Here is a 25,028-nt window from a genome sequence, read left to right as displayed (position 1 = left end):
TTTCAGATCGTGTCACTCTGAGACGCCGGACACAACGAGTGCCCGGAGAAACAGTTTTCTATCATCCGCGATCATTCGATCACTCGAAGATAACCGGCTGACGATTTCCCTGAAGCGAGTTCTTTCGCCTGAATCTCCCAGACTCCGATCCGGTCGTTCGAAGCGAGATCAACCTCTATGGAACACGTTCCGTTGGCTGCCCCATAGTACCCGGTAAACTCTGCTTCAATCCCTTCAGGATCAACGATGCGAACATGCAGCGGGACGACCGCATCCACAGGAGCCTCTCCATCCGTGATGCCGATCTGGATCGTCACCTTGCCACCCCGTTTTGCCGAGTCTGGAACAGCGACCTTCACATCACGAATCGGACGTTCCGTCACCATATAAACCCGTCCTTCACAGGGACCGAGGCTGACAGGCAGGCTGAGCCCCTGCCCTTTCTTCATCGCTGTCACTTCAACGCCGTTCACAAGATCGTACAGGTAGCCCTGCTTCCGGTTCAGGAGAAGATCAGTCTTTGATGGCAATCCATTTTCCATCGCCATTTCAAACGGTCCAACATAACTGCCGAACTCACGATGATCATTCACTGCGAAAATGTAATCAGTCGTTCCTGATTTCCTTCGCCGCGTCACCACGTCATGATTTGTCGATTCGACGGCAAACGAATACTTCCCTTCCAGCCACTTGTGAAGATCTGTCGCAATCTTCACTAGCTTAGCTCGATCTACATCCGCTTTTTTTGTCCGACCGAACCGCGTGATTGTGTAATCTCTTTGAATCGCTGGGCAGACTTCAGCATCACCAACAATCAGTCCTCCCGCAGCCTGAAATTTCTGAATCGCTTTCACTGCGGAATCAGTCAGGACATCACAGTCCGCCAGTACAAGCACCTTGGCGCCGTCCAGCCCACCTTTCAAGAGCGACTCTTCATAGATGACTCGTGGTTGAAGTTGTGCATACATCAGGATGTGATACATGTCGCCAGCCCACCCACGATTCCAACCGTACGTCCCCCGCCGAGCAAACATTTGCGACGTGAAACTTTCCAGAAACACCACATCTGTATTGGCATCCGGAACTTGCTTCAACGTTGGGCCAAGTGGAACAACGACCTCATTGACTAACCGCTTGAGTTCATGCTTCGTGTTCGGATTTGTATATCGATACGCTCCCGGAGATTCCATTTCGACCAGCGATTGCCAGCCATGATACATGATCCCCTTGATCGGCCGAGCCATCTTCCACCAGAAGGCTTCACGCAAGTGCATAGGGGCGATCGTGATGTAGGCCGCGTCAGGGTCCCGATCGACCCACGGAGATGTTTCTCCTGTGGCTTTCTTTTGAATCGGTGCAGTTTGCGATCGATACCAGATCAGCTGCGTCATTTTCATGACGTCTTGCTCATGTCCGTTCGCCCGAGCCATTTCAAATAATTCATCTGTACAGAGTCCGATTCGAATCGGATCGGGGTAGCTGTATGTCCAGTGCGAAAGGACATCCGCTTCTCCACCACTTCCACTGATACTGGGAACGCGAACAGCCGGATCGTAAAATGTCCAGAAGTCTTTGTTGCTCACATTCTGTTTGAGCCCATTGTGTAAACGAGTATTGAGATCGTTCCAGTTGTCGCCTTTTTGCCAGAACCACTGATAGAATTTCAAGATGGGATGATCGTCCGCGATGACTCGATCCTTCGGGAAGTCTTTCAGCTTCTGATACTGAACTCCATTTTTAATGACGACTTCCGCCGGGATTTCAGCTCCTGTTGCTTCACGATACGCTGCAACTTCTTGCGGATGAAATGAAACCTGAGACTCACCACGAACCTCGGTATGCAATAATGCCGCATCAAAAGCGGGATGATCACCGTACGCTTTCCCGACCGCGGCTCCCGTGTTGAAGCAAAAGTCCTGAATCTGTGGAAAGACCCCACTGACATCTTCACGATCGTAATGCTTTCCGTTCCGATCAATTCTCAAGAACGGTTCCCCGGCAGAGGCTCTCCGCAACCAACTTCCCGGAGAAAGCGAAGCCACAATTTGCACGTCGTTCTCCAAAGCTGCGTTGAGCATCTTTCTCCCGTTGAGAATTTGCTCTGGAGACATTGCTGTCGCTTTTTCTCCTTCATCCCAAACGCGTTGATAATCGACTCGCAAACCGAGGCAATGAGTGAAGCCCAACTCCTTCAGCGTTGGAATCTGCTCGATCACATTGTCTGTTCCACCAACTCCCCACATCACAACCGGCATTCGCTCCGGAAGCGGACGAGGAGTGATCACAAAAGGAAATTTCACTTTCGATTGAAAACCTTCTCCAGCGTCACCCCATTTCGGCAAATCGACGACCAACTCAACTTCGTACTCTCCGGGACGAAGAGAGGAATCAACAGGAAACTCAATCGTTTGAGTCCCGGACTTCGGGATCTCTTTCAACTGCAACTTCTGAACATCTCCCCCCGGAAGAATTGCAGTGACACTCCCAGCAGTGAGAGGCTGCCCCGTCTGATTAATGAGTTCCCCACTCACCTTCGCCTGCGGGCTCATTCTGACCGCGACAAACCGGCCAGTTGCTGACTCAAACCGAATCGGTCGAAACTCCCGCACACCTTGCGTCATCCGGACTCCATCGATGTAGCCGGGAAACCCGTTATACAAAGAGCCGCTACGATCACCGATTGAAAGATACCGCGTCGCCGTCGCCATCGCCCCCGCTCCTTCAACGGTAGAGCGACTCAGTTCCGAGCCATCCAGATAAAAAGCCAGCGTCCCGGCGGCGTCATATGTCAATGCGATATGCTGCCACGCATCTTTCTTCAATCGAAACGGATGTGAATACCAGGTCTGAGAGTTCTCTCCCAAACCGATTGCCATCGAAAACCGCCGAGTCCCATCACCACTCTCGTTCGTCATTGAGAACAGGAACCCGGTATGGTTGCCCGGTACATATTTCATATCCATCAACACGGGGCGTACCTCCGGCGGAAACGCTTCAGCATCCTTACCACGAATCCACATCTCAATCGTAAACGCCCCCCGTGGTGACAAAACCGGAGATTTCGCCACATGGATTGAGTGACTTTCATCTTCAATCGGATACCCCGCGGAGCTTTCCAGACACCCCCCAAATCGCCCCGAAGCATTCAGCTTCGCACCTCGCAGGGTCGCTTGATGATCATGCGAAGAGGAATCCTTCAGAAACCCCGCCTGGCCACCATCAAACTTCCAATACCCCAGCACCGCTGGTCCGTTCGCCTCAATTCCGGTGTACTCTTTCCACCACTGCACCGCATCAGTTTGAGCGTCCACTCGCGAGGTCAGCCCCCCGCACAAGAGAGTCGTCAACAGAAACAGTTTAGATGCCGAAGCCAGCCTCGAAGTTGCAAGTCGAAAATGTGCCATGATCTCTTTCCAAAATTTCAAATCCTGACACTCCACCGGGAGTGAACCAGGCATTCAATCCTCTTGATTCGAAGTTCAGTCTCCAGAAGAATCTCTCAACTGTCAACCAGCCCATCAGCTGGAGCACTTGCATCGCAACACCGATTCATCCACGATTCGAATTCTGATCAATCAACCCTGATGTTTCGAGTGGTCGGTTCCCCCAAATCACTTTCTCAGACTTCCTCTCACTTTCGAATCACGCAATACGAGTGACAAAATGAAATTGCATCAACCATTCAGACAGGCCCTGTTCATCCTCGCATTCACAAACTTCGCACCGACTTCGCATCTGCGTGCTGAAGAGAAACCCGGCCTCACTGAGAAGCCGGTCCTGCTGGAAGTTCAAAAGATCTGGGACAAAGCTCCGCATAACGCATTCACCGATCTACTCCGATACAACGACCAGTGGTACTGCGTCTTTCGTGAAGGCAAAGCACACGTCTCCCCTGATGGAGCATTACGTGTCCTCAGATCAAAAGATGGTAAAGAATGGAAATCGATCGCACTCGTCACGCATCCCAAATACGACCTGCGTGATGCCAAACTGACCGTCACACCAGATAATCGCCTGATGCTCAACGGAGCCGGCATGCTTGCTGACGAGGAGATTCGCTACTACTCCATGAGTTGGTTCTCCGATGACGGAGGAGAAACATGGGATGAAGGCCATGCCATCGGCGCCCCAGGGTTCTGGCTCTGGCGAACGCAATGGCACGAAAACCACGCATACACGATGGGTTACAACACGAACCGCGACCGGACGCAGCGGACATTACGGCTTTATAAATCCGCAGACGGAAAGACGTTTGAGACCCTCGTCAAGAAAGTCCCCGCACCAAACGGTTGTGGCGAAGACAAAATCCTCTTCATGAAAGATGGAACCGCTCTATGTTTGCTACGGCACGAAACGGGAAACAAACTTGCTCAACTCGGAACAGCGAAAGCCCCATATACAGACTGGACATTCAGAGACACCAACGCTCGCATCGGCGGTCCGGAAATGATCCAACTTCCCGATGGTCGTATCTTGGCAACCACAAGACTGTACGACAAACGTGCCCGTACCTCCCTTTCCTGGCTCGATCAAGAAACTGCGACGCTCACCGAAGTCCTCGAACTCCCATCCGGTGGAGACACCAGTTACGCTGGCATGGTCTTACATGAAGGAATTCTATGGGTCAGCTACTACTCATCTCACGAAGGTAAAACCAGCATCTATTTAGCAAAGGTCAAAATCCCAGAGCTCAAGACCAGTCAGAAGTAACGAACTTGTGAACCGAAACCGGGCCGGCGAGCAACTTCAATCAACAGGACGGAGATCTGTAATCATCAGCGGATTTTCGATCAATAGTCGTCAAACTTCGCCATCCTGACCGGTCAGGCGAACAGGACCATCCTCGGTAAGAGCGACCGTGTGTTCAAAATGGACACTTAGCTTTCCGTCTTTTGTAACGGCAGTCCACTTGTCAGCTAAGACTCGAATATCAGGAGTCCCTTGATTAAGCATCGGTTCAATCGCCAGAACCAAGCCAGGTTTCAGTTCGAAGTCCTCGTACTCAAGCTCTTTCTTAGTGTAATTGGGGACTTGCGGAGGTTCATGCATGTCACGACCGATCCCATGACCCACAAATTTCTCCACAAGAGAATAACGATTAGCCTTGGCAATTTTCATCATCTTTTTGGCGACTGTCGACCACTTCTTCTGCTTGCCAGCTTGCTCAATCGCAACGTTGAGAATCTCCTCGCCGACATCAAGCAATCGCTGAGTCTCCGGACTGACATCCCCAACAGCATAAGTCCAAGCAGAATCCCCGCACCATCCATTGACTCGACATCCGGTGTCGACACTAAGAATATCACCAGATTTCAATTCATAATCACCGGGTATGCCATGAACAATTTGTTCATTAACGCTCATACAGGTCACAGCCGGAAAAGGGACATCTCCGGGATAACCTTTGAATAATGGTTCAGCGTTATGCTTTTCAAAGAAGGCTTCAACCTGTGCATCGATTTCACCGGTAGTGACTCCCGGTTCAATCATACTACGAACAATCCGATGAGCTTGAGCGACGAGTTGCCCAGCCTCTTTCATCAATACCAGTTCACGTTTGCTTTTGAGAGTGATCAAAATAGACCTCAGTCAGTGCAATAAAAAACCCGACCGAGGCCGGGTTTGAAGTGTTCAAGATGTTACCGAAGATTAAACGTCTTCAGATTCCAGCATTCCAGGTTTGTTTCGCATGACCAAATGCGAATCAATCTTCTGGACTAGATCCAAAGCCACAGAGACGACAATGAGCAAACCGGTTCCCCCATAGAAACTGGCGATCATGAATGAAATACTCATCCCGCTCGCAACCAATGTTGGAATAATGGCGATCAAGGCCAAGAATCCTGCTCCAACATAAGTGATACGTGTCATGACTTGATCCAGGTATTTCTCTGTATGAGAGCCTGGTCGATACCCCGGAACAAAACTTCCGTAATCCTTGAGGTTCTCAGCCATATCCTTTGGATTAAAGGTAATGCTTGTCCAGAAATAACAGAAGAAGAAGATCAGGCCGACGTAAACCAAGTTGTAGATCAATCCTCGTCCACCACCGAAAGTACTGTTCGCCATTGAGAGAAACGAGCTGTTTGGAAAAGCTTGATTCAGGTAACCGAAGATAAACATCGGAAACATCAACAGACTCGAAGCGAAGATGATCGGCATCACGCCAGCCTGGTTAACCCGCAACGGTAAAAACTGACGTTGTCCACCAAGAACTCGGCGACCACGGACATGCTTAGCACTTTGAATCGGGATACGGCGTTGAGCCTGAGTGATTGCTATAACCCCCAAGACAACTGACACAAAAATGACAGCTAACGGAAGGAGTTTGTCGACACCCGCATCGGTACCAAGTCCAATTCCTGATTTGAACGCAGGACGAAGCAGTTCCATGCCTGCAGTTGGCATCTGAGCCAAAATTCCTGCCATAATCAATAAGCTGATTCCGTTACCAATACCATACTCGTCAATCTGCTCACCGATCCACATCAACAGTAAGGTCCCAGTCGTCATAGTGATTGTTGCCACCATGACATAAAAGAACCCACTGTAATCCTCGAGCACCATTCCCTGGCCCATTCCTCCGCTACTTAGCATCCTGATCCAGAAGAAACTCTGCCCTAAACAAATCACAACGGTCGCATACCGAGTATATTCATTGATTTTCTTGCGGCCCGTCTCACCTTCTTTTTGCAAGGCTTCTAGCGGAGGATAGACTTGCCCCAGCAGCTGAAAGATAATCGAAGCAGAAATATAGGGCATAATCCCCAGGCCAAAGATAGTTGCATTCCCCAGCTTTGAAGCGGATAACAATGCAACGGCTTGAAGAACCTGACCCATTCCCTGTTGGCCAGCCATATTCTTGAAGTTTTCAGCAAAAGCTGCCTGATCGATGAATGGCAACGGAATCGAGAATCCCATCCGATACACACCGAGAAGGATCAAAGTGATCATCACCTTCTGACGCAACTCAGGGATCGTGAAAACGGTTTTCAGGCGAGACAGCATGTAACAACTTCCTTATCGTAAACCGTCCTGATTTCACGTGCATCACAAAGAAAAGAATTCGGCTGTGATGAAGCTCATGAAGTTTGGAATGTCAATTTTGAAATATTTATCATTGATGACGTAGGAGGTAACGAATCTCCCCCTGATAATGCAAGTCCAAAGAGCTCTGATCGCGGATTTCTCAGTGCGATTTAATAGAATTCCTCTTTACGGTTCGCATTTCTATCAAGAATATTGATACCAAACGTTCTGAATCAGCAGATTTCGACAGCTGCACGAATGGATCCTAAACAAGAATCTCGGCAGTGCCACCAGATGCTTCGATCTTTTCTAAAGCGGACTTTGAAAATCGATGTGCTTTGATAACGAGCTTGGAGGACAACTCACCATCACCAAGAATCTTGATGAAATCGTAAGTTCCTTTTGCCAAACCAATTCGCTTTAAAGTTTCCGGATTCACCTCAGAACCATCTTCAAAATGCTTTTGAAGTGTTCCGATGTTAACGGCGATAACCTTTTTGGAAAAAGCGTTGTTATTGAAGCCACGTTTAGCAACTAAACGGAAAAGTGGCATCTGACCACCAGCAAATCCGAGTCGCTTTGAATGACCACGCCGACTTCCTGCACCCTTGTGACCTCGACCACAAGTCTTTCCATGCCCAGACCCAACACCGCGACCAACACGTTTGCGGTTTTTATTCTTTGTGATGCCCTGGTGGACGTCGTTGATCATCATGGCTGTAATTCCAATAATTTCGAGGACACTCTTCAAACAGATGCTCGAAACAGTCGACTCAGATTTTCAAATCATAGATATAAAGATCTACGATAAGTGATTTAGAAGAAATAAGAAATAGTGGACGGAAGATTTTGTCTGATTGAACATTCCAGTTACGGAAGTCACATCGAACTTAAATCTCAACGCCACGAAGTCGAGCAACATCATCTTTCGTTCGCAGCTTCAAGAGTGCGTCGAATGTTGCTTTAACAAGATTGACAGGGTTTGCAGATCCTCTGCATTTGGTCAAAATATCTTTGACACCGACCAGTTCAACAACAGCACGAACTGTCTCTCCAGCAATGATTCCTGTACCAGGAGCAGCTGGCATCAACAGAACTTTCGATGCGCCAAACCGACCTTCAACCTGATGAGGGATCGTTGTGCCATCCAGTGAAACAGGATGCATTGAACGATTGGCCTGTTTTGTAGCCTTTTCGACAGCAACAGGAACTTCTGTTCCTTTACCATACCCATAGCCTACACGACCGTTTTCATCTCCAACTACAACGAGGGAGGCAAAGCTGAAACGTCGTCCACCTTTAACCACACACGCACATCGTCGAATCTGAACAACTCGTTCAGGATTTTTAGTACCTTGTCCGCTGTCTTGATGTGCCACGACGGCCACTCCCAACATTCATTCAACAAAGATCTGAAAAGCACTAAACAATGCTAGACGATAGACTTGTCGAAATTCTCTTTGATTAAAGCTGAATCTGAATTCAAAGTTATTAATTAAACGTTCACACCAGATTCACGGATGGCTTCTGCGATCGCAGCAACACGTCCATGAAACTTATAAGACCCTCGATCAAAAGCAACAGCTGTAATTCCAGCTTTTACTGCACGTTCACCGAGAGCTTTTCCGACTTTTTTAGCCGACTCAACATTACCGTGTGCTTTACCTGCACCACCAAGCTCTTTTTCCAACGTACTCGCTGAAACTAGAGTCCGACCAGTTTCATCATCGATGATCTGAGCGGAGATGTTGCGATTACTGCGACACACAGTCAAGCGAAGACGACCTGTTGCACGTACGCGATTACGGACATGATTTTGACGTCTAACACGCTGAACAGCAATTCGCTTTCCAACTTTCATGACTCACTTCCGAACTTTTGATTTCTGTTGGAACAATTAAAAGCAATGATGGTATGACTGGATGATTCGATTAACTACCGAAAGCCTTACCAGACTTGCGACGAACTTGTTCTCCCTCGTAACGAATCCCTTTACCTTTATAAGGCTCAGGTGGACGGACACGACGAATATTCGCTGCAAATTGACCAACAGCTTGTTTGTCTGTGCTCTTCACAACGATGGATGTAGAGTTGGGAAGTTCACAAGAAACATTTTCTGGAACTGGCAATCGTACGGTATTCGCAAAGCCTACTTGAAGAGCAAGCTCTTTGCCATTCAGAGTTGCCTGATAGCCGACACCTTGGATCTCAAGTTTTCTCACGAAGGGCTCATTAACCCCTTCGACCATATTTGCAATCAGAGCTCTAGTCAGACCATGCAGTGCACGGTTTTGAGGTTGATCATTAGGCCGGCTAACCTGAACGACTCGATCACTGTCATTCCAAACAACTTCTATATTTGGATGATGTTCGAAAGACAACTCACCGTTTTTACCTTTTACTTGAATCACTCCATCAGAGATGGTGACTTCGGTCCCAACGGCGACTGGAATCGGTTTTTTTCCAATTCTCGACATGACTCTTACCTGCATTTTAGGACATAAATGTCCTAAGTAGTTGTTCTCAGAAAGTGTTGGCGACTACCAAACTTCACAAATCACTTCACCACCAACATGATTTTTTTTCGCTTCGCGATTGCTCAAGACGCCCTGATTGGTTGACATCACACAGATGCCCATTCCATCAAGAACCTCTGGGAGATTGCGATAGTCGACATAGACACGACGACCAGGTTTACTTACACGAGAGATCTTTTGAATCACTCGTTCACCTGTCGGACTGTACTTTAGATTGACTCGGAGAATCGATTGTGGTTCTTGCTCAACGACTTCGAAATCCCAAATATAACCTTCACGCTGAAGTACCTCAGCGATTCCAATCTTGACTTTTGACAATGGAATGTCAACAAAAGGTCGTTCGATTTGTATTGCATTGCGAATACGTGTCAACATATCAGCAATCGGATCAGTCATCATTATTCGGGAACCCTCGGATCTCGTCTGTCTTCATTGTATTGATAATTCTGTTAATCGTACTGACTTCACATTACAAGCAAGTATTACCAGCTTGCTTTTTTCATCCCGGGGACAACACCATCCAAGCACAAGTCACGGAAGCAGATACGACAAACTTTGAACTTACGATATACCGCTCGAGGTCTGCCACACAATGCACAGCGACGTTCAATACGTGAACTGAACTTAGGAGTCCTGCTTGCTTTCGCGATTTTTGATTTGCTAGCCATGTCTTATCCTAACGCTTCTTACTCGGGTCTTTGAACGGCATACCAAACTCTTTCAGCAAGAGACGTGCTTCGTCATCATTCTCAGCAGACGTAACAATCGCAATATTCATACCCTGAATATTCTTGACCTTGTCTGCATTCACTTCAGGGAAAACGACTTGCTCGCTCAACCCCAGGCTGTAATTGCCTCGACCATCAAACGCATTCGGATTAACACCACGGAAATCTCGAACACGTGGTAAAACCAAAGTGATCAAACGGTCCAGGAATTCGTACATCCTCTGTTTGCGAAGAGTCACTGCACCACCAATTCGCATTCCTTCGCGAAGCTTAAACTGTGCAATTGACTTACGCGAACGACGAACTGATGGTTTTTGACCTGTGATCTGCATCAAATACCCCAGAGCCTCATCAAGAACTTTTTGATCTTGAATTGCAGCTCCGACTCCCATGCTAACCACAATCTTTTCGATTTTGGGTAAGCTATGCCGGTTCTCACGTCCAAGCTGGTCGGAGAGCTTCGGAACGATCTCGGTGTTATATTTTTCTTTAAACCGGGCCATTTGAACCCAACCTCACGATACTTAGAAGCGATATATCTAACTTGCCGATTACGACTGAATGTGTTTCCCACGTGCAGGAGAGACAACTCCGATGCCATTAGAACACTTTCGACAATAACGTTCTTTCTCACCATTTTCGTTGAAGCGATAACCTAATTTCACACCCTGTTCACATGAGGTGCAGTAATAGACCACATTTGAACTTTGAATAGGTTTCTCCATCCGTAGACGCCCACCTTGAGGACTCTTGGGATGGCCACGTTTCACATGTTTATAAACCAGGTTCACACCTTCAATAAGGACTTTCTGTCCATTATCGAGGACTTGTTGAACAGGCCTTGGTGTGGATGATCGATCGTCACCGGCTGTGACCAGGACCATATCTCCGCGTTTAATCTTCATCGTTACACCACCTCACTAGCGAGGCTAATGATCTTCATGAACTTATGATCTCGTAATTCTCTAGCAACGGCTCCGAAGATCCTGGTTCCACGAGGACTTCCGTCTGGATCAACAAGCACGACTGCATTGCTATCAAAACGGACGTAACTACCATCTGATCTGCGAGTATTCTTACGAACACGAACAATGACTCCACGAGTGACTTTTCCTTTTCGAAAAGCTTCCGGAGCACCAGCAATCGACTTTTGAATACTCACAACAATCACGTCGCCAAGTGAAGCCGTCCGACGACGAGTTCCACCAAGGACGCGAATACAACGGACGGTTTTCGCCCCTGTATTGTCTGCGACATCCAAGACTGTTTGCATCTGGATCATGACGCCATAATTCCCAACAAATAACAGGGTAACTCGACCCTGTAGAGTGTATTAACTTTGACTGAAATGCACACTTAACAGAAAAGCAGCATTTCTCGACTTTGAAAAGTCTTACCCGAACTATTACCTGCGTTCGCAGATCTTCATGAACTATTCAGTGGCAGCTTGTTCGCCATCTGAACTTTCAACGGGAGTCTTATCAGCTCCACTTGAATCAATCTGCTCTTCAATATCAGCAGCATTCAACTCGCCGTCTGTAACCTGATCTTCACGCTTCAACTGACTCGCAACATCGGAGACGCTCTTCACTACTCGAACGAGTTCCCAACGTTTTGACTTCGAGCGAGGACGACATTCAGTGATTTCAATAGTATCACCGATTTTAGAGTCGTTATTCTCATCATGGACGTAACAGACTGTCCGACCTCGTACAATTTTTTTGTACTTGGAATGCTGATGCAAACGTTCAACATCGACGCGGCGCGTCTTCGAATTTCGATCACTTGTGACAACACCAATCAACGTAGTACGCATATCAGCTGTGCTCTTACAGGCTCGTTGTTTCTATTATTATGACTCTGCACCAGCCAAACGGCTTTCGTGCAGGAGTGTTTTAATTCGCGCGATTGTTCTGCGTAGCTTCTTCAGATTACTGGGAGCATCCAGTTTTTCCGTAGAGGCTTGAAAACGCAATCTGAACAATTCCTGCTGAGTTAACTTTAACTCAGCCTGAAGCTGTTCTTCATTCATTTCGCGAAGTTCATTTGCTTTCGACATGACTCTTGTCGCATTGCGTATTGTAAAGATGACAGAAAAAAAGTGCCATCAAGAAGAGACAAAAATTAACCGGGTTGACGTTCAACCAAACGAACTCGAACTGGAAGTTTATGTGCAACACGGTTGAAACAATCACGAGCTGCGTCGTGCGTTCCCCCCGCAATTTCAAACAAAACTGTCCCAGGCTTCACTACTGCAACCCAGTGATCCGGTTCTCCCTTACCCTTACCCATACGGGTTTCAAGAGGGCGGGCCGTCACTGACTTATCTGGAAAAATGCGGATGAAAAGTTTTCCGCCAGTTCCACGAATATATTGAGTCGCCGCAATACGACAGGCTTCAATGGTTCGGGCTGAGATGTGTCCAGCTTGAGTAGACTGCAGACCAAACTCACCGAATGCAACCGTGTTTCCACGAGTCGCATTACCTTTTATGCGACCTCTTTGCCTTTTTCGATACTTTACCCGCTTCGGCATTAGCGCCATCGGAATTCTCCTCGTCTGCGTAGTCGCCGAGGTCCACCCAGACCTTAACGCCAATCACACCTTGTGCTGTTTTCGATTCAGTAAAACCGTAGTCAACTTTTCTCTGCAGTGTAGAGAGTGGAATTGATCCTCGACTGGCCTTTTCGCGGCGGGACATCTCTGCACCACCAAGACGACCTGAGAGCTCAATTTTTACCCCCAACACTCCAGCTTCCATCACTTGATCAAGTGTTCTCTTGATTGCACGACGGAAACTACCCCGCTTTGTTAATTGCTGAGCAATGTCTTCAGCGATCAATTGTGCACAGCGATACGGGTTGTTGATTTCGACAATCTTGACTTCCATGCGTCGTCCAAATTTATCTTCCAGACGAGCTTTCAGTCGGTCAATTTCCTGACCTTTACGGCCAATGATAATTCCTGGTCGGGCAGAGAAAAGATGAATGATCACCTGGTCTCGAGTCCGGTCGATTTCAATCTTTTCGATTGCTGCCGACTTATATTCTGACTTCACGAAGAGACGAATATTACGATCTTCAACAAGGAGATCACCATACTCTTTTTTATTCGCGTACCAACGACTTCGCCAAGGTTCGACGATGCCAATACGGAACCCTCGTGGGTGTACTTTTTGTCCCATGTCCCCGTCCTTATCCTATTCCACTTCTGGTGCGTCAATTGCCACATGAATGTGAGCAAACCGACGACGAATCAGGAATGCCATTCCACGTGCTCGCGGTTGCAATCGCTTGAACATCGGTCCGCCATCAATGCGACATTCCACAATAGGAAGATTGTCAACATTTCGTGCACCACGATCTTCTGCATTCGCTGCAGCACTTCTGAGAACCTTCTCAAGGAAGCGTGCACCACGATTTGGTTCATACTTGAGAACCTGGAGACCCTCTTCAACAGAAAGTCCGCGAATCAGGTCCGCAAAAGGACGAACCTTTGTCGCGGAAATTCTTGCGTGTCGATGACTCGCTTTGACCAATGCCATAATTCCAACTCCTGTCTGCCTTATCAACTTCCACAATCAAGTCATATATTGAGTGCGGAAAGAGCTGACTCAACCGACTACCTGTTTCCTTTTGCCCCGTGTCCACGAAATGTTCGGGTCGGAGAAAATTCGCCGAGTTTATGCCCGACCATATCCTCTGTCACATAAACCTGGACGTGTTGACGGCCATTATGAACAAGGAAAGTGTGTCCAATAAATTCTGGAGAGATCGTTGACCTGCGAGCCCATGTCTTAATGGGATCTTTTCGATCATTCTCGTCCAGTTTTGCGATCTTCTTCAGGAGCTTTTCATCTACGTAAGGCCCCTTCTTCAATGATCGACTCATACGATAACCTCTATGCTTGAAGCAATCGCTTCAATCCAATCTGCTGAAATACAGTTATGTGACCTACAGTTTTTTCTGTCCGTAACGACGTGATCGACGTCGACGGATAATCGCTTTTGATGATGGTTTACGTCGTTTCCGAGTATTTCCACCCTTCGCCAATTTTCCTGTTGGACTACAAGGATGACGACCACCCGAGTTTCGACCTTCACCACCACCCATCGGATGCGCGACGGGGTTCATCACCGTACCTCGAACATGAGGACGACGACCTTTCCACCGAGTCCGGCCAGCCTTCCCCAAAACAACCTTGGAGTGATCAGCGTTACTGACTACACCAATTGTTGCCCGACAATCAGAAGGAAGACGTCGAACTTCACCAGAAGGCAATGTTACCTGAGCCCAACCTTTTTCACTGGCATTCAAAACAGCATAGTTCCCGGCACTTCGGACAAGTTGCCCACCACGACCAGGCTGCATTTCAATGTTATGAATTTCCGTCCCTTGAGGGATTTTCGACATTGGAAGACAATTTCCAACTGTCGGTTCAGCATTCGCACCATTGCTGACTGTATCGCCAGCTTTAAGACCATTCGGTGCCAGAATGTAAACTTTCACCAGTTTACCTGACTCCGGACAATCATACTCCAACAATGCAATACGAGCTGATCGGTTAGGATCATACTCAATGTGAGTCACTTTCATTTCAACGTCATCAAGTCGACGCTTGAAATCAATAATACGATAGATCTTCCGATGCCCACCACCGCGATGACGAACTGTAATTTTCCCGTGGTGATTACGACCACCTGTGCGAGTCAATCGAACAGTCAGGCTCTTCTCGGGCTGCTTCTTACGATCCGTAATTTCAGCGAAATCGCTGACGGATGCTCCGCGGCGACCTGGCGTGACCGGCTTGTAATATCGAATTCCCATCGAACAGTTCTCAAACTTCTAAATGTCTTCTAATGTGCACCAAAGAACGCTTTTCACATTTTTAGAAAAACGCGATTCGGTCTTCATCATGCAATTGAACAATTGCTTTTTTCCAACTCTGTGTATGACCTTGAGTCAACCGATTGCGACGTGGCTTACCTTTGCGATTTTGTGTACGCACAGCAACAACACGCACTTCCCACAATTCTTCAACAGCTTTGCGGATATCAGCTTTATTTGCCTGCGGATGAACCGCGAATGCATACGCGTTATACTTTTCGGACTGATGAACCCCCTTCTCTGTCACGAGAGGACGAAGGACCACCTGATGCGATTCTAATTCAATGCCTGCCACAATTCACTCCAATGCTTCGCAAAACAATCCACGTCAAATCAACCAAAACCTTTAGCCAACAGCTGCAGATTCTGCAGTTGACGCGAACGATCCCTGGCGAGCAAGATCAATAGCTTCCTTCGTGATCAACAAGTGCTTCTGATGCAGAAGCGAATATGCATTTAACTCGTTCAACGGTGCCACCCAGAGATTCGGGATATTCCTGGCTGAACGCCAGATATCCAAATCGTACTCTGGAATCACGAGAAGAACCGAATCTCCACCGAGACCAACTGCGTTCAACATATTAAACACAGGCTTCGTCCGTGACTCACTCAACTGAAGCTCATTCAAGACAATTGCTTCACCATCCTGAAACTTACTCAGCATCGCCATACGAGTCGCCAACCGCACTGCCTTCTTGGGCAACCGGTAAGAAAAATCTCGCGGACGCTTTGCAAATGCATGACCACCACCGACGCGAACGGGAGACTGCTTAGTACCCATACGGGCATTACCAGTCCCTTTCTGACGGAACATCTTCTTCTTACGACCAGAGACTTCACTACGAGTCTTCGTCTTAAATGTTCCTTGTCGCCGATTTGCATCATACATCACGACAACATCGTGCAGTAATTGCTTACTGACCCGATCAGCCAAGTCATTGCCGTCGAATTCGTACGTTCCAACTTCACCACCAGCCAGGTCGCGAATCGGTGCTGTAATCTTTGTATCGTCTGACATTTCTACCAACCTACTTTGCTGCTCGAATACTGACATACCCACCGTTCGGCCCCGGAATGGCACCCTTCACGAGCAACACATTATTTTCGACATCAACACGGACCACTTTAAGGCTCCGAATTGTTGCCCGCTTGTTTCCATACTGGCCAGCCATCCGTTTCCCCTTCCAGACGCGAGCAGGGTCGGTCGCTGCACCGATACCCCCAGCTTTACGGTGAACTTTCTTCACACCGTGAGTTGCCCGCTGACCCTGAAAGTTGTGCCGCTTCATCACACCGGCCGTTCCCCGCCCCTTACTCGTTGCGGTAACGTCAACCTTCTGCACATCATCAAGAACAGCGACGGTCAATTCCTGACCAACTTCGTATTCACGACCTTCGCCATCAATCCGAAATTCACGAACAAGTCTCTTCGGCTCACAACCAGCCTTCGGAGAAGACTCAACACCAGCCTCAGACAAACGTTGCTGCCGCTTACTCTTCAATTGAGCAACATGCCCACGCTCTGCGCGATTAGCACGAGAACGCTTTCGCTGACTCTCTTCGCGATCCTTATCCTTATCACTCAACTTGTCATCATAGCCAAGCTGAACACCTTCATAACCATCTCGCTCAACAGTCTTCAACTGCAGAACAACACAGGGGCCAGCTTCAATGACCGTAACAGGCACAGCGACACCATTGTCGTCGTACACTTGAGTCATTCCAACTTTTTTACCCAGGAGCCCCAAAGGCATGGCTCATCCTCTTATTAACAGACAGCTTCCACTGTTTTTTAAAATCAATTTTGCACTTAGCAGCGGGCCACTCACACCTGAGCAACACACACCGACAAACAGCAAAACACAATCAGACTTATCACACCCTCAGTGGAGAACCCGGCAAGCACACATGCCAAGACCACTTCAGCACTGCCACGCAACTCAACCTCCGAGCAACGGGCAACCCCCAACTACGAAGATGCCTTAATCTTAATATCCACACCAGCAGGCAACGAGAGCTTATTCAAAGCGTCAATCGTCTTCCCAGTTGGCTGAACAATATCAATCACTCGTTTATGAGTCCGAATCTCGAACTGCTCACGAGACTTCTTATTCACGTGCGGACTTCGCAGCACAGTGTACCGCTCAATCCGTGTAGGCAAAGGAATTGGACCATGAACAATCGCACCAGTCCGTTTTGCCGTGTCGACAATGTCTGACGCCGACTGATCAAGGACAGAATGATCAAATGCTTCCATCCGGATCCGGATACGTTCGTTCGCAGCCACCGCTGTCTTCCTCTACGAATAAACCACTCCGAGAGTCACTCACCGAGGCATTTCCCTAAACACCTTAAGCACTCCCGTTCAAGCGATTTGTCTAAAAACGACTTAACAGGCGCCACTCACAACACTTACATATCCCGACCGTGGCCACGCCGAGTATGGGAAACGGAGGATGTTACTGGCGACCATTCTCTTTGTCAACGAAGAGTCGCTGCTCATCTCACCAGTTTTTTGCAGCTTCTTCAACTTCCTCTAACAATCGACTTCACGAGCCTCACAAGATTGCCCCCAAGACCGAACAACCTCCATGAAATTGTCATTGTCACACAGTGCCAACCTCCACTTGCAACGCGACGATTGTTACATAAAACACTAACGAAACCAATGCTCAGCCTAAATTTCTTTTCACTTAACTACACCGACCCCGCGAACCATCCAGCGCCAGCTGTGTCTTCCCAATTCACACCTTTCCCATTACCAGAAACCCCGCAAGCCCTAACCTTCCCCCTCATTTTCACATCTAACATTGAATAAAACCAATCACCTCACTCCTTTGAATTCTCATACTCCCCCTGCGGTTTCAGCCTTCGCCACCCCATAAAGTCCCACGCAACCCCAAAACTTACTCCTCACCCCATACAATTCGAACTTCCGAATCCTCCACCCTCCAGCACCACCCTGAACGAACTCAAACGACCTCTTCATTTATAGTGTGCCCCCACTTTGACATCCCCCAACAACCCAAAACGTTTTCAACAATTACAATAGTCTGTGTATTCCTGCCTTCCTAACATTCGCCAAGAGGCCCTCCCCAGAGAATGGCCCCTGCCCGAAAGAGATCTGTCACACCATTCAACAAAACAGATACCCCTCTACCTCCGCCCAGCAGAACTTCTCGACGAAACCTCGCTAAGCAGCCTCAAAAACGACCAGACCCGAACTAAATAAGACTGAACTGGCGAAGTTGCCCCCATTCAGAAATTTTCCTCTCGTCAATCAGTTGCAGTTCTGCCTCTTCTCTGCCATAATAGTTGGCTTGAATTCGCGTTAGATTTTCCAGGTAGACACTATGGCGTCCATGACAAAAGCTGACATCCGCAAGATTCGCAAAAAGCGAGCACGCCTCAAGCGGAAAATGACATGTCGTTTCTGCCCCGATGGGCAGATTCCACGGCCTGTCTATGTCGATTACAAAGACACAAAAACTCTTAAACAGCTCGTCGATCGCGAAGGCCGAATCTTGCCTCGTCGACGAACTGGAACCTCAGCCATTTACCAAAGAGCTGTTCGCAAAGCAATTTTGCGAGCTCGCTTCATCGGCTTGCTACCATACGTCTCTGACGAATAGCAACCACTCAGTCCCTCACTCTCAGTGAGAGATTGCAATGCAAGAAACACTCGAGGGGAGCATTTGCTCCCCTTTTTTTACGCCTTGCGACATTCTAGAACTGGCCTCAAAACTTACTGTTCACATCTCCGACATAGAGAAAGGTCGCAATTGCATAGTTTTTGAGACCGCTCCTAGAACACTTTTGTGTTTCTCGCGTCCGTGAAGAGCGATTTCCACCTGATGAATCACTCATTTCCACGAGACTGTTCGCGTACATCTTTTCCAAAACTGCATCAGAGCATCTTTCGAATTGGTTTGCAGGTTCTGCCTCGTGGCGAACAGTATTTTTACTAGCGAAATGCGTTATTCACGGGCACACGGTAGAGCTAACTGCTCTAGGACCAGTCCTTTGCCACTGACCTCACGCTTCTTCCATGCCTTCAGATCCCTCACTAGCTCACGAAAATCGCCTGCGAGCCAACTTAGAGCACGTTCAGCAACGCATCCAGGATGCCGCCCATCGAGTTGATCGCTCCCCCGACGCAGTCAGTCTTGTAGCTGTCACCAAATACACACAGCTCGACCTCGTCCAGCTCTTTCACAAACTGAGCAACTCTCCATTGGGCGAAAATCGACCACAACAACTCATCGAGCGCGCAAATCAGTTACCGCAAGACGTCAACTGGCACCTCATCGGGCAGCTCCAAAGAAATAAAGTGAAAGCGGTTCTTCCATACGCGAGCTTGATCCACTCGGTTGACACAACACGGTTACTGAATTCGATCAATCGACACGCTCAAGAACTCGAACTCCGCCCTCGCATACTCTTGCAAGTGAACGTCTCAGGCGAGGAGACAAAAAGCGGTTTCACGCCGAGCCAATTAATCTCGAACTGGGAAGAAATCTGCCAATTCCGGAATATTGACGTCCGGGGACTGATGACAATGGCTCCCAACACTCCCGACGAAAAGATCATACGAGAATCGTTTCGCGGGCTAAGTCAACTCAAAGATCAACTCAACAATGACTCAGAGGAAGAACGGCTCACAGAACTTTCAATGGGAATGAGTCAGGACTTCGAAATTGCCATCGAAGAAGGAGCCACGCTAATTCGGCTCGGCTCAGTTTTATTCACCGGGTGCGAGCCAACGTCATGACTCTGAACATTCAGACACATGAAAACGACGCCCTACTTCTACCAATACAGGCTCTTCCTGGATCGCGAAGAAACGGAATTATTGGCGAGCATGATGGTCACTTAAAAGTTGCAGTGACGCAGGTTCCAGAAAAAGGAAAAGCAAACAAAGCGATCATCAAACTGCTATCAAAAGAATTACAGCTCAGCAAATCGCAATTGATGATCGTCTCCGGTGAAACCAACTCTAGAAAGAAATTACGCATCACAGGAATTTCGAGTGAGCAGCTGCTTGAGCGATTGAAAAAATTCCTCAACAGATAAAGTCGGAAAGAATCTTTCGCTTCAGCGGGACTACTCTTGATAACCCGCAGAGATGACACGATGCCCGGGCAAATATTTCCCCTTGCGATTCCGCCGACGATTCAGTTTATCATTCCCATCCGCATAGGCATCCAAAGGCCAAGGCCCTTCTGAAAGATGGATTCCGGAGTATTCCAGAAGCGTTCCTTTGACGCGATGCATCTCACGAATGGAATTGTTGTACTCAACCAGAGTATCGTAATAGTGAGACTCCGAGTCCGCCAAGCGGCGCTGAGCATCAAGCACCAGATCGAGCTTCGCCTGATCCTGTTCGAAGGCCACTTCCAAAGCCCGCACACGTTCCCGAGATGCCTCTCGACGATTGTAAACCGTTTGCAAAACATGATACGCGCGGTCAACCTCTGCGTAGGCGTTACTCAAGTCAAGAACGACACGCTGTTCTTGCTCCGTCAGCAAGGCACGTTCGCGAGCGAGCAAGAACTCTGCATTTCGAACGGCTGCATGGGCCTGACGATTCCCTAAAGGAAAGGCAAGCTCAACCCCAATTTGAGTCTCCTGAAAATCGCCATCTGCAAAATTCCCGAGAGCACTCCCGAACCGGTCTGGATCGTCATATCGAGCAAAGTCTTCGCCAAACCCTCGCCATCGCGAAAGGGCCACCACATCCAGCTCGGGTAACAGAAAATTCCGACTCGCTACAAGTTCTAACTCACGACGCTTGATCATCCATTTCTGACGACGCAACTCCGTCCGTTTCGCCAGCGATTCTTCTAAACTTAGATCCCAATCGAAGACAACCTCTGCACGAGTCGGCTCTTCCGATGGCCGAAGCAACGCTCCATCAGCCGAAGGCAAACCGATCAGATATCGCAAACGCCGTTCAGTCAAATGCAGGCCTCGCCCTGAAGGAGAGGTCCCATTTCGAACACGTCCAGTGAGTGCATTTTCGACTTCTTCCTGGAAGCGATAATACTGCTCGCGGGCCTCAGCCTCTTTGTCTTTTTCTCCGCCGATTCGACCTTGTGAGGCAAGTGCCTGGACGCGTTTCCATGTCGAAAGCGCTGCATCGCGAGCAGCAATTTTTGTATCCAAATCTCGATACGAGAAGTAAAGATTCCAATATGCCTCTTCGACATCATCGATAAAATCACGAACTGAAATTTCAAAGTCAGCGACAGAGACATCGGTATTTGCCCGAGCGATTAAAACACCGTTATACACTCCAGGAACGCGACTTGTGCCAGCAATTCGACCGAAGTCAATCCCGGCTCCCCGCAAAAGTGACTGACGGTACTCTGCTTCGACGTTAAAATTCCACGCCCCAGCAAACTGGTTTCCTGGGGCATTGTTGTCGTCGTAATCAATATTATTTCGAAGCGTGAACTGACTACCAAAGGGAGTCCGTTTGGAAATTTGCGTTTGATAGACCATTGCCTCTTGTGCCAGAATCCGTGTTCCGCCACCGAAGAACTCATTATTCAACGCACGATCATTCTTCTCGTAAAAAACACTGGCAGCGAAAGTCGCATCGAAAGCAGACAAGGCAGCCTGGGGGCCAAACCGTGGGTCCGTCTCAAGAATGGCTGTATCCATTGTTGAGCGCGTTGATTCTGGTGACTGGAGAACAATTCCACCTAAGTCGCGAAAGATTTTTGAGTTCGCAAGCGAGATTTGAACCGCTTCCTGCAAGCTGATTTCACGGAACTCAGCAGGAACTTGAGTCGACAACGAAACCGGACGGACAGCTAAGTGAGCTTGCTCATTGACCGGGGAGTCAAGCTCTGGAGTCTCAATGGCGGTCGCGGCTTGCAGGTACGCTGATGAATCCGTTACGACGGCATCATGATGCTTGCAACTGCTCAAGAGCGTTGCCAAGGCAACAGGCGCGACAAGAAATTGACGAGCCCTGCGGCGTAACCCGAGGACCGCCGTCTGAGTCTGTCGAAGAATTATCTGGCCAATGCTCATGAATCCACGATAACATTCAAACTACCTCCAGCATGATTTACTGGAGAACCCTTACAATCGCGCTAAAACGCACACATCAAAATGTTCATCGGCATCGCTTGTTCCGGTCGTGATGGGAATTCGGGTTCTGAGGGCGGGAGAACTCAGCTTTTATGCCAACTGCCCCGCATATAACTTCACCCCTGCCCAGCTTAACACGACGGGCACACCTCCGATCTTTTCCTGGATTCCATAAAGATCCGCTCAAGTTCTGTCACGTCTCAGGAAACGGACACGCCCCAAAGCAGTTGAGAGTTCCTGCCTTCCCCTTTGCCTGCGACTTGGTAGAACCTTCGCTGATCCACTTAAGCCCTCGACAGCAACTCTCACGAGATTCAGCGCTCAGTCTCGAACAGCTTTGCTCTCATAAAGATGGCACGCGTGACCACTCAACCGGCCGAGGACTCTGCCCGGTGCGTTGAGAAGAAAACACGAAGCACAGAATGGTCCATGCAATCGTGATCGCCTCAGGCGATCTTCCAGCGATCTCAATGAGACCATGGCGCATAAAAAAACCCGGTCACCACATCAGCGGGACCGGGTTCAAAATTCTTGAGTCTCGTCAGGCAAAGACGTCTGCCTCATCCGAACTGGATGAAGAAGTGATCAACTTCAAGGCGACATGCTCAATAGAGTCTATCGCTTCCCAGTTGCACTGCGACGCTCCTCCTCCGAGGAGAGCCTTCTACAGAACGGCTCGGATCTTCTGGAGGAATTCTTTGTTCGTGTCAAACTTGACCAGTGTCTTACTCAGTTGCTCCATCGCTTCAACAGGATTCATTGAAACGAGACTTCGGCGAAGCATTGTCACACCGTCGAGAATTTCGGGATCGAGAATTTTTTCTTCTCGACGAGTTCCAGACTTCGAGATGTCGATCGCTGGCCAGATTCGGCGATCAGCAAGATCTCGACTCAAGACGAGTTCCATGTTTCCAGTCCCTTTGAACTCTTGGAAAATGGCTTCGTCCATTCGCGAACCAGTATCGACCAGTGCGGTTGCAACGACGGTTAACGATCCCCCTTCATCGAAGCGGCGTGCTGTTCCGAACATCTTTCTCGGGATGTCCATTGCACGAACGTCAAGACCACCGGTTCCGATTTTTGATTCACGACCACCAGTCATCCATTTGTTAAATGCACGAGCAGTTCGCGTCACACTGTCCATAAGGATCAAGCAATCCTTACCAGCCTCGGCAAGGCGTTTGCCCCGCTCGAAAATCAACTGACTAATGCGAACATGGCTTTCCACATTCTCATCCATCGATGATGCAATGACTTCGCCGTTGACCATTCGTCGCATTTCAGTGACTTCTTCCGGCCGTTCATCGATCAGCAGTACAATCAAGTGAACCTCTGGATGATTCTTGCTGACAGACTCAGCAATATCCTGAAGCAGCATTGTCTTACCAGAACGAGGAGGAGCAACAAGAAGTGCTCGCTGACCTTTCCCAATCGGTGTCAACAAATCCATCACACGCATAGTGACGGGAGAAGAGCCAATTTCGAGCTTGAGTTGCTCAAACGGATTGATCGGCGTGAGATGATCAAAGTGGCTACGTGACTCGTACTCTTCAATCGTTCCGCCGTCGATCGTTTCGATATCGAGAAGCCGTGGACCTTGACCGCGTGTGCCTGGTCCGATCTCACCAACAATCTTGATTCCTTCGCGGAGGTGGTGTTTTTCGACGAATGAACTTGAAACAAACGGATCCGATTCCCGAGCACCATAATCATTGGTCGCAGCTCTTAGGAACCCATAACCCTTCGGGTGCAACTCGAGGACACCTTCGATGGTCCCGGTCGTTTGAATTGGCTGAGGAGGAGCGGCGTTCTTCTCGAACTTCGCTGGGGTTCGACCTCGTCCACGCTGGTTGCTATTGCTGTTACTGTTTCCACCACGTCGACCACGACCGCCAGAGTCTCGACCTCCACCACCTTTGGAAGAATTCGAAGAGTTGGAGGAATTGGAAGAGTTTGAATTCTCACCACCGCGACGACGGCGACGACGACGGCGGCGACGAGGCTTTTCTTCTCCGTCTCCGTCGGATGAACCTTCCCGCTTCTCGCCCTTTTCACTGCTTTGGCTTTTGGAAGAGGAAGAGCTCTCTCCGGCAGATTCGCTTCCGGAATCATCACGACTTTCAGAGTCGTCACCAAAGTCGAAGTCGTCAGAGAAGTCTGATTCCTGAATGTTCGCCTGGCTCACAGGAGCATCAGCCACATCGACAGATTTCTTCGCGGCTGGTTTTTCCTCGGCCTTTTTTTCTGTGGCTGTTTTTTTTGCCACAGACTTTTTCTCGACTCGGACTTCATCATCGAGACCGGCACCGAAATCTGAATCATCTTCAGCCTGGACAACTTTCTTTTTCTTGGCAGCCTTTTTTCGAGGCTTGCTTGTTTTTGTTGCCGAAGAAGAGACAGCTTTCTTGCGAGTCGTCTTACGTTTTGGCTTGCTCGGCGTCTCGGAAGACGAGGTGCTTTTAGGAGGCATGCATAGACCTAAATCTTAAAGAGAGTAAATGTATTCAGGACTCAGGGGAGACATTGAAGAACTCTCCTGATATCCATTGTTGTTTGGCTTGTCGCTCGTTGCGAACTCAGCAATCACCATTTGAAAAAGGGATTCGAGCGAGTTCCCAAAAGAGTCAAAAGTTTCATTGGGCATCATGCCCACACTTAAAGATGAGGATTCCACTACTCAGTGAGAAAACATTCCGTGAGAAAACAGTTCATGTGATGAGAAACAAATGTTAAGCAAGAGGAAAAA

Annotated in this window: 29 protein-coding genes; 4 read left to right on the top strand and 25 right to left on the bottom strand. The window is 48.6% G+C overall.

The annotated features are described in order from the left end of the window. Positions 1-71 precede the first annotated feature (71 nt). Positions 72-3,458 carry a LamG-like jellyroll fold domain-containing protein gene (locus Mal48_RS02420; RefSeq protein ID WP_145195758.1) on the bottom strand — a complete coding sequence of 1,129 codons (3,387 nt, stop codon included), beginning with the start codon at positions 3,456-3,458 and terminating at the stop codon, positions 72-74. A gap of 205 nt (positions 3,459-3,663) precedes the next feature. Between Mal48_RS02420 and Mal48_RS02415 the strand changes: the two genes are divergently transcribed. Continuing rightward, the gene (locus Mal48_RS02415; protein ID WP_197441978.1) at positions 3,664-4,710 is read left to right on the top strand and encodes a sialidase family protein; all 1,047 of its coding nucleotides are present in this window, start codon (positions 3,664-3,666) and stop codon (positions 4,708-4,710) included. A gap of 90 nt (positions 4,711-4,800) precedes the next feature. Here Mal48_RS02415 and map read toward each other — a convergent pair whose 3' ends face one another. The 22 genes from map to rpsJ form a co-directional block, all read right to left on the bottom strand. Then, positions 4,801-5,577 carry a type I methionyl aminopeptidase gene (gene map, locus Mal48_RS02410; protein ID WP_145195756.1) on the bottom strand — a complete coding sequence of 259 codons (777 nt, stop codon included), beginning with the start codon at positions 5,575-5,577 and terminating at the stop codon, positions 4,801-4,803. 72 nt (positions 5,578-5,649) lie between these two features. Then, the gene (gene secY, locus Mal48_RS02405; RefSeq protein ID WP_145195754.1) at positions 5,650-7,008 is read right to left on the bottom strand and encodes a preprotein translocase subunit SecY; all 1,359 of its coding nucleotides are present in this window, start codon (positions 7,006-7,008) and stop codon (positions 5,650-5,652) included. 286 nt (positions 7,009-7,294) lie between these two features. Then, on the bottom strand, positions 7,295-7,744 hold the full coding sequence (rplO, locus tag Mal48_RS02400) for a 50S ribosomal protein L15 (RefSeq protein ID WP_145195752.1): 450 nt from the start codon (positions 7,742-7,744) through the stop codon (positions 7,295-7,297). A 175-nt stretch (positions 7,745-7,919) separates the two neighbouring features. Continuing rightward, positions 7,920-8,408, bottom strand: a complete 489-nt coding sequence (rpsE, locus tag Mal48_RS02395) for a 30S ribosomal protein S5 (protein WP_231739858.1) — start codon at positions 8,406-8,408, stop codon at positions 7,920-7,922. A gap of 116 nt (positions 8,409-8,524) precedes the next feature. Further along, positions 8,525-8,890: a 50S ribosomal protein L18 gene (gene rplR, locus Mal48_RS02390; protein ID WP_145195747.1), complete on the bottom strand. Its 366-nt coding sequence runs from the start codon at positions 8,888-8,890 to the stop codon at positions 8,525-8,527. A 70-nt stretch (positions 8,891-8,960) separates the two neighbouring features. After that, positions 8,961-9,506, bottom strand: a complete 546-nt coding sequence (rplF, locus tag Mal48_RS02385; RefSeq protein WP_145195745.1) for a 50S ribosomal protein L6 — start codon at positions 9,504-9,506, stop codon at positions 8,961-8,963. Positions 9,507-9,569: 63 nt separating this feature from the next. Further along, complete coding sequence (rpsH, locus tag Mal48_RS02380; protein WP_145195743.1) at positions 9,570-9,965, bottom strand: 30S ribosomal protein S8; 396 nt, start codon at positions 9,963-9,965, stop codon at positions 9,570-9,572. Between the two features lie 83 nt (positions 9,966-10,048). Beyond that, on the bottom strand, positions 10,049-10,234 hold the full coding sequence (locus Mal48_RS02375) for a type Z 30S ribosomal protein S14 (protein WP_145195741.1): 186 nt from the start codon (positions 10,232-10,234) through the stop codon (positions 10,049-10,051). Between the two features lie 8 nt (positions 10,235-10,242). Next, positions 10,243-10,797, bottom strand: a complete 555-nt coding sequence (gene rplE / locus Mal48_RS02370) for a 50S ribosomal protein L5 (RefSeq protein WP_145195739.1) — start codon at positions 10,795-10,797, stop codon at positions 10,243-10,245. 48 nt (positions 10,798-10,845) lie between these two features. Next, complete coding sequence (rplX, locus tag Mal48_RS02365; protein WP_145195737.1) at positions 10,846-11,199, bottom strand: 50S ribosomal protein L24; 354 nt, start codon at positions 11,197-11,199, stop codon at positions 10,846-10,848. A gap of 2 nt (positions 11,200-11,201) precedes the next feature. Beyond that, entirely contained in the window at positions 11,202-11,576 is a 375-nt protein-coding gene (rplN, locus tag Mal48_RS02360; RefSeq protein WP_145195735.1) for a 50S ribosomal protein L14, read from the bottom strand. Positions 11,577-11,726: 150 nt separating this feature from the next. After that, positions 11,727-12,110: a 30S ribosomal protein S17 gene (gene rpsQ / locus Mal48_RS23825; RefSeq protein ID WP_145195733.1), complete on the bottom strand. Its 384-nt coding sequence runs from the start codon at positions 12,108-12,110 to the stop codon at positions 11,727-11,729. A gap of 36 nt (positions 12,111-12,146) precedes the next feature. After that, a complete protein-coding gene (gene rpmC, locus Mal48_RS02350; RefSeq protein WP_145195731.1) occupies positions 12,147-12,353 on the bottom strand; it encodes a 50S ribosomal protein L29 in 207 nt (68 codons plus the stop codon). Between the two features lie 65 nt (positions 12,354-12,418). After that, on the bottom strand, positions 12,419-12,838 hold the full coding sequence (gene rplP / locus Mal48_RS02345; RefSeq protein WP_145195729.1) for a 50S ribosomal protein L16: 420 nt from the start codon (positions 12,836-12,838) through the stop codon (positions 12,419-12,421). Continuing rightward, entirely contained in the window at positions 12,777-13,478 is a 702-nt protein-coding gene (rpsC, locus tag Mal48_RS02340; protein ID WP_145195727.1) for a 30S ribosomal protein S3, read from the bottom strand. Before rpsC ends, rplP begins: the two co-directional genes overlap by 62 nt. Positions 13,479-13,493: 15 nt before the next feature. After that, positions 13,494-13,838, bottom strand: a complete 345-nt coding sequence (rplV, locus tag Mal48_RS02335; RefSeq protein WP_145195725.1) for a 50S ribosomal protein L22 — start codon at positions 13,836-13,838, stop codon at positions 13,494-13,496. 77 nt (positions 13,839-13,915) lie between these two features. Then, positions 13,916-14,185, bottom strand: coding sequence for a 30S ribosomal protein S19 (gene rpsS / locus Mal48_RS02330; protein ID WP_145195723.1), 270 nt, complete (start codon positions 14,183-14,185; stop codon positions 13,916-13,918). A 63-nt stretch (positions 14,186-14,248) separates the two neighbouring features. Beyond that, entirely contained in the window at positions 14,249-15,121 is an 873-nt protein-coding gene (gene rplB / locus Mal48_RS02325; protein ID WP_145195721.1) for a 50S ribosomal protein L2, read from the bottom strand. A 61-nt stretch (positions 15,122-15,182) separates the two neighbouring features. After that, positions 15,183-15,476, bottom strand: coding sequence for a 50S ribosomal protein L23 (rplW, locus tag Mal48_RS02320; protein WP_231739856.1), 294 nt, complete (start codon positions 15,474-15,476; stop codon positions 15,183-15,185). Between the two features lie 51 nt (positions 15,477-15,527). Beyond that, positions 15,528-16,199, bottom strand: coding sequence for a 50S ribosomal protein L4 (rplD, locus tag Mal48_RS02315; protein WP_145195717.1), 672 nt, complete (start codon positions 16,197-16,199; stop codon positions 15,528-15,530). A 10-nt stretch (positions 16,200-16,209) separates the two neighbouring features. After that, positions 16,210-16,935, bottom strand: a complete 726-nt coding sequence (gene rplC, locus Mal48_RS02310) for a 50S ribosomal protein L3 (RefSeq protein WP_145195715.1) — start codon at positions 16,933-16,935, stop codon at positions 16,210-16,212. A 215-nt stretch (positions 16,936-17,150) separates the two neighbouring features. Further along, entirely contained in the window at positions 17,151-17,468 is a 318-nt protein-coding gene (rpsJ, locus tag Mal48_RS02305) for a 30S ribosomal protein S10 (protein ID WP_261341964.1), read from the bottom strand. A gap of 1,066 nt (positions 17,469-18,534) precedes the next feature. Between rpsJ and rpsR the strand changes: the two genes are divergently transcribed. From rpsR to Mal48_RS02290, 3 genes are all read left to right on the top strand, one after another. Next, entirely contained in the window at positions 18,535-18,813 is a 279-nt protein-coding gene (rpsR, locus tag Mal48_RS02300) for a 30S ribosomal protein S18 (protein WP_145195713.1), read from the top strand. Between the two features lie 416 nt (positions 18,814-19,229). After that, complete coding sequence (locus Mal48_RS02295) at positions 19,230-19,952, top strand: YggS family pyridoxal phosphate-dependent enzyme (RefSeq protein WP_145195711.1); 723 nt, start codon at positions 19,230-19,232, stop codon at positions 19,950-19,952. Next, the gene (locus Mal48_RS02290) at positions 19,949-20,254 is read left to right on the top strand and encodes a DUF167 domain-containing protein (protein WP_145195710.1); all 306 of its coding nucleotides are present in this window, start codon (positions 19,949-19,951) and stop codon (positions 20,252-20,254) included. Before Mal48_RS02295 ends, Mal48_RS02290 begins: the two co-directional genes overlap by 4 nt. 30 nt (positions 20,255-20,284) lie before the next feature. On the opposite strand, the gene Mal48_RS02285 is transcribed toward Mal48_RS02290, so the two are convergent. Further along, positions 20,285-22,222 carry a TolC family protein gene (locus Mal48_RS02285; RefSeq protein WP_145195708.1) on the bottom strand — a complete coding sequence of 646 codons (1,938 nt, stop codon included), beginning with the start codon at positions 22,220-22,222 and terminating at the stop codon, positions 20,285-20,287. 724 nt (positions 22,223-22,946) lie between these two features. After that, a complete protein-coding gene (gene rho / locus Mal48_RS02280; RefSeq protein ID WP_145195706.1) occupies positions 22,947-24,752 on the bottom strand; it encodes a transcription termination factor Rho in 1,806 nt (601 codons plus the stop codon). Positions 24,753-25,028: the final 276 nt, after the last annotated feature.

Origin of the sequence: Thalassoglobus polymorphus (assembly GCF_007744255.1) — a bacterium.
In the GTDB taxonomy this organism is placed as follows: domain Bacteria; phylum Planctomycetota; class Planctomycetia; order Planctomycetales; family Planctomycetaceae; genus Thalassoglobus; species Thalassoglobus polymorphus.
Note: the sequence above shows the minus strand (reverse complement) of the source record. Positions and strands in the feature narration are given on the sequence as shown.

Coding starts and splice junctions, on each gene's coding strand:
- Mal48_RS02420 (WP_145195758.1), bottom strand. CDS start 3,458: ATGCCTGGTTCACTCCCGGTGGAGTGTCAGGATTTGAAATTTTGGAAA.
- Mal48_RS02415 (WP_197441978.1), top strand. CDS start 3,664: ATGAAATTGCATCAACCATTCAGACAGGCCCTGTTCATCCTCGCATTC.
- secY (WP_145195754.1), bottom strand. CDS start 7,008: ATGCTGTCTCGCCTGAAAACCGTTTTCACGATCCCTGAGTTGCGTCAG.
- rplO (WP_145195752.1), bottom strand. CDS start 7,744: ATGATGATCAACGACGTCCACCAGGGCATCACAAAGAATAAAAACCGC.
- rplR (WP_145195747.1), bottom strand. CDS start 8,890: ATGAAAGTTGGAAAGCGAATTGCTGTTCAGCGTGTTAGACGTCAAAAT.
- rplF (WP_145195745.1), bottom strand. CDS start 9,506: ATGTCGAGAATTGGAAAAAAACCGATTCCAGTCGCCGTTGGGACCGAA.
- rpsH (WP_145195743.1), bottom strand. CDS start 9,965: ATGATGACTGATCCGATTGCTGATATGTTGACACGTATTCGCAATGCA.
- Mal48_RS02375 (WP_145195741.1), bottom strand. CDS start 10,234: ATGGCTAGCAAATCAAAAATCGCGAAAGCAAGCAGGACTCCTAAGTTC.
- rplE (WP_145195739.1), bottom strand. CDS start 10,797: ATGGCCCGGTTTAAAGAAAAATATAACACCGAGATCGTTCCGAAGCTC.
- rplX (WP_145195737.1), bottom strand. CDS start 11,199: ATGAAGATTAAACGCGGAGATATGGTCCTGGTCACAGCCGGTGACGAT.
- rplN (WP_145195735.1), bottom strand. CDS start 11,576: ATGATCCAGATGCAAACAGTCTTGGATGTCGCAGACAATACAGGGGCG.
- rpsQ (WP_145195733.1), bottom strand. CDS start 12,110: ATGCGTACTACGTTGATTGGTGTTGTCACAAGTGATCGAAATTCGAAG.
- rpmC (WP_145195731.1), bottom strand. CDS start 12,353: ATGTCGAAAGCAAATGAACTTCGCGAAATGAATGAAGAACAGCTTCAG.
- rplP (WP_145195729.1), bottom strand. CDS start 12,838: ATGGCGCTAATGCCGAAGCGGGTAAAGTATCGAAAAAGGCAAAGAGGT.
- rpsC (WP_145195727.1), bottom strand. CDS start 13,478: ATGGGACAAAAAGTACACCCACGAGGGTTCCGTATTGGCATCGTCGAA.
- rplV (WP_145195725.1), bottom strand. CDS start 13,838: ATGGCATTGGTCAAAGCGAGTCATCGACACGCAAGAATTTCCGCGACA.
- rpsS (WP_145195723.1), bottom strand. CDS start 14,185: ATGAGTCGATCATTGAAGAAGGGGCCTTACGTAGATGAAAAGCTCCTG.
- rplB (WP_145195721.1), bottom strand. CDS start 15,121: ATGGGAATTCGATATTACAAGCCGGTCACGCCAGGTCGCCGCGGAGCA.
- rplD (WP_145195717.1), bottom strand. CDS start 16,199: ATGTCAGACGATACAAAGATTACAGCACCGATTCGCGACCTGGCTGGT.
- rplC (WP_145195715.1), bottom strand. CDS start 16,935: ATGCCTTTGGGGCTCCTGGGTAAAAAAGTTGGAATGACTCAAGTGTAC.
- rpsR (WP_145195713.1), top strand. CDS start 18,535: ATGGCGTCCATGACAAAAGCTGACATCCGCAAGATTCGCAAAAAGCGA.
- Mal48_RS02295 (WP_145195711.1), top strand. CDS start 19,230: ATGCCTTCAGATCCCTCACTAGCTCACGAAAATCGCCTGCGAGCCAAC.
- Mal48_RS02290 (WP_145195710.1), top strand. CDS start 19,949: ATGACTCTGAACATTCAGACACATGAAAACGACGCCCTACTTCTACCA.
- Mal48_RS02285 (WP_145195708.1), bottom strand. CDS start 22,222: ATGAGCATTGGCCAGATAATTCTTCGACAGACTCAGACGGCGGTCCTC.
- rho (WP_145195706.1), bottom strand. CDS start 24,752: ATGCCTCCTAAAAGCACCTCGTCTTCCGAGACGCCGAGCAAGCCAAAA.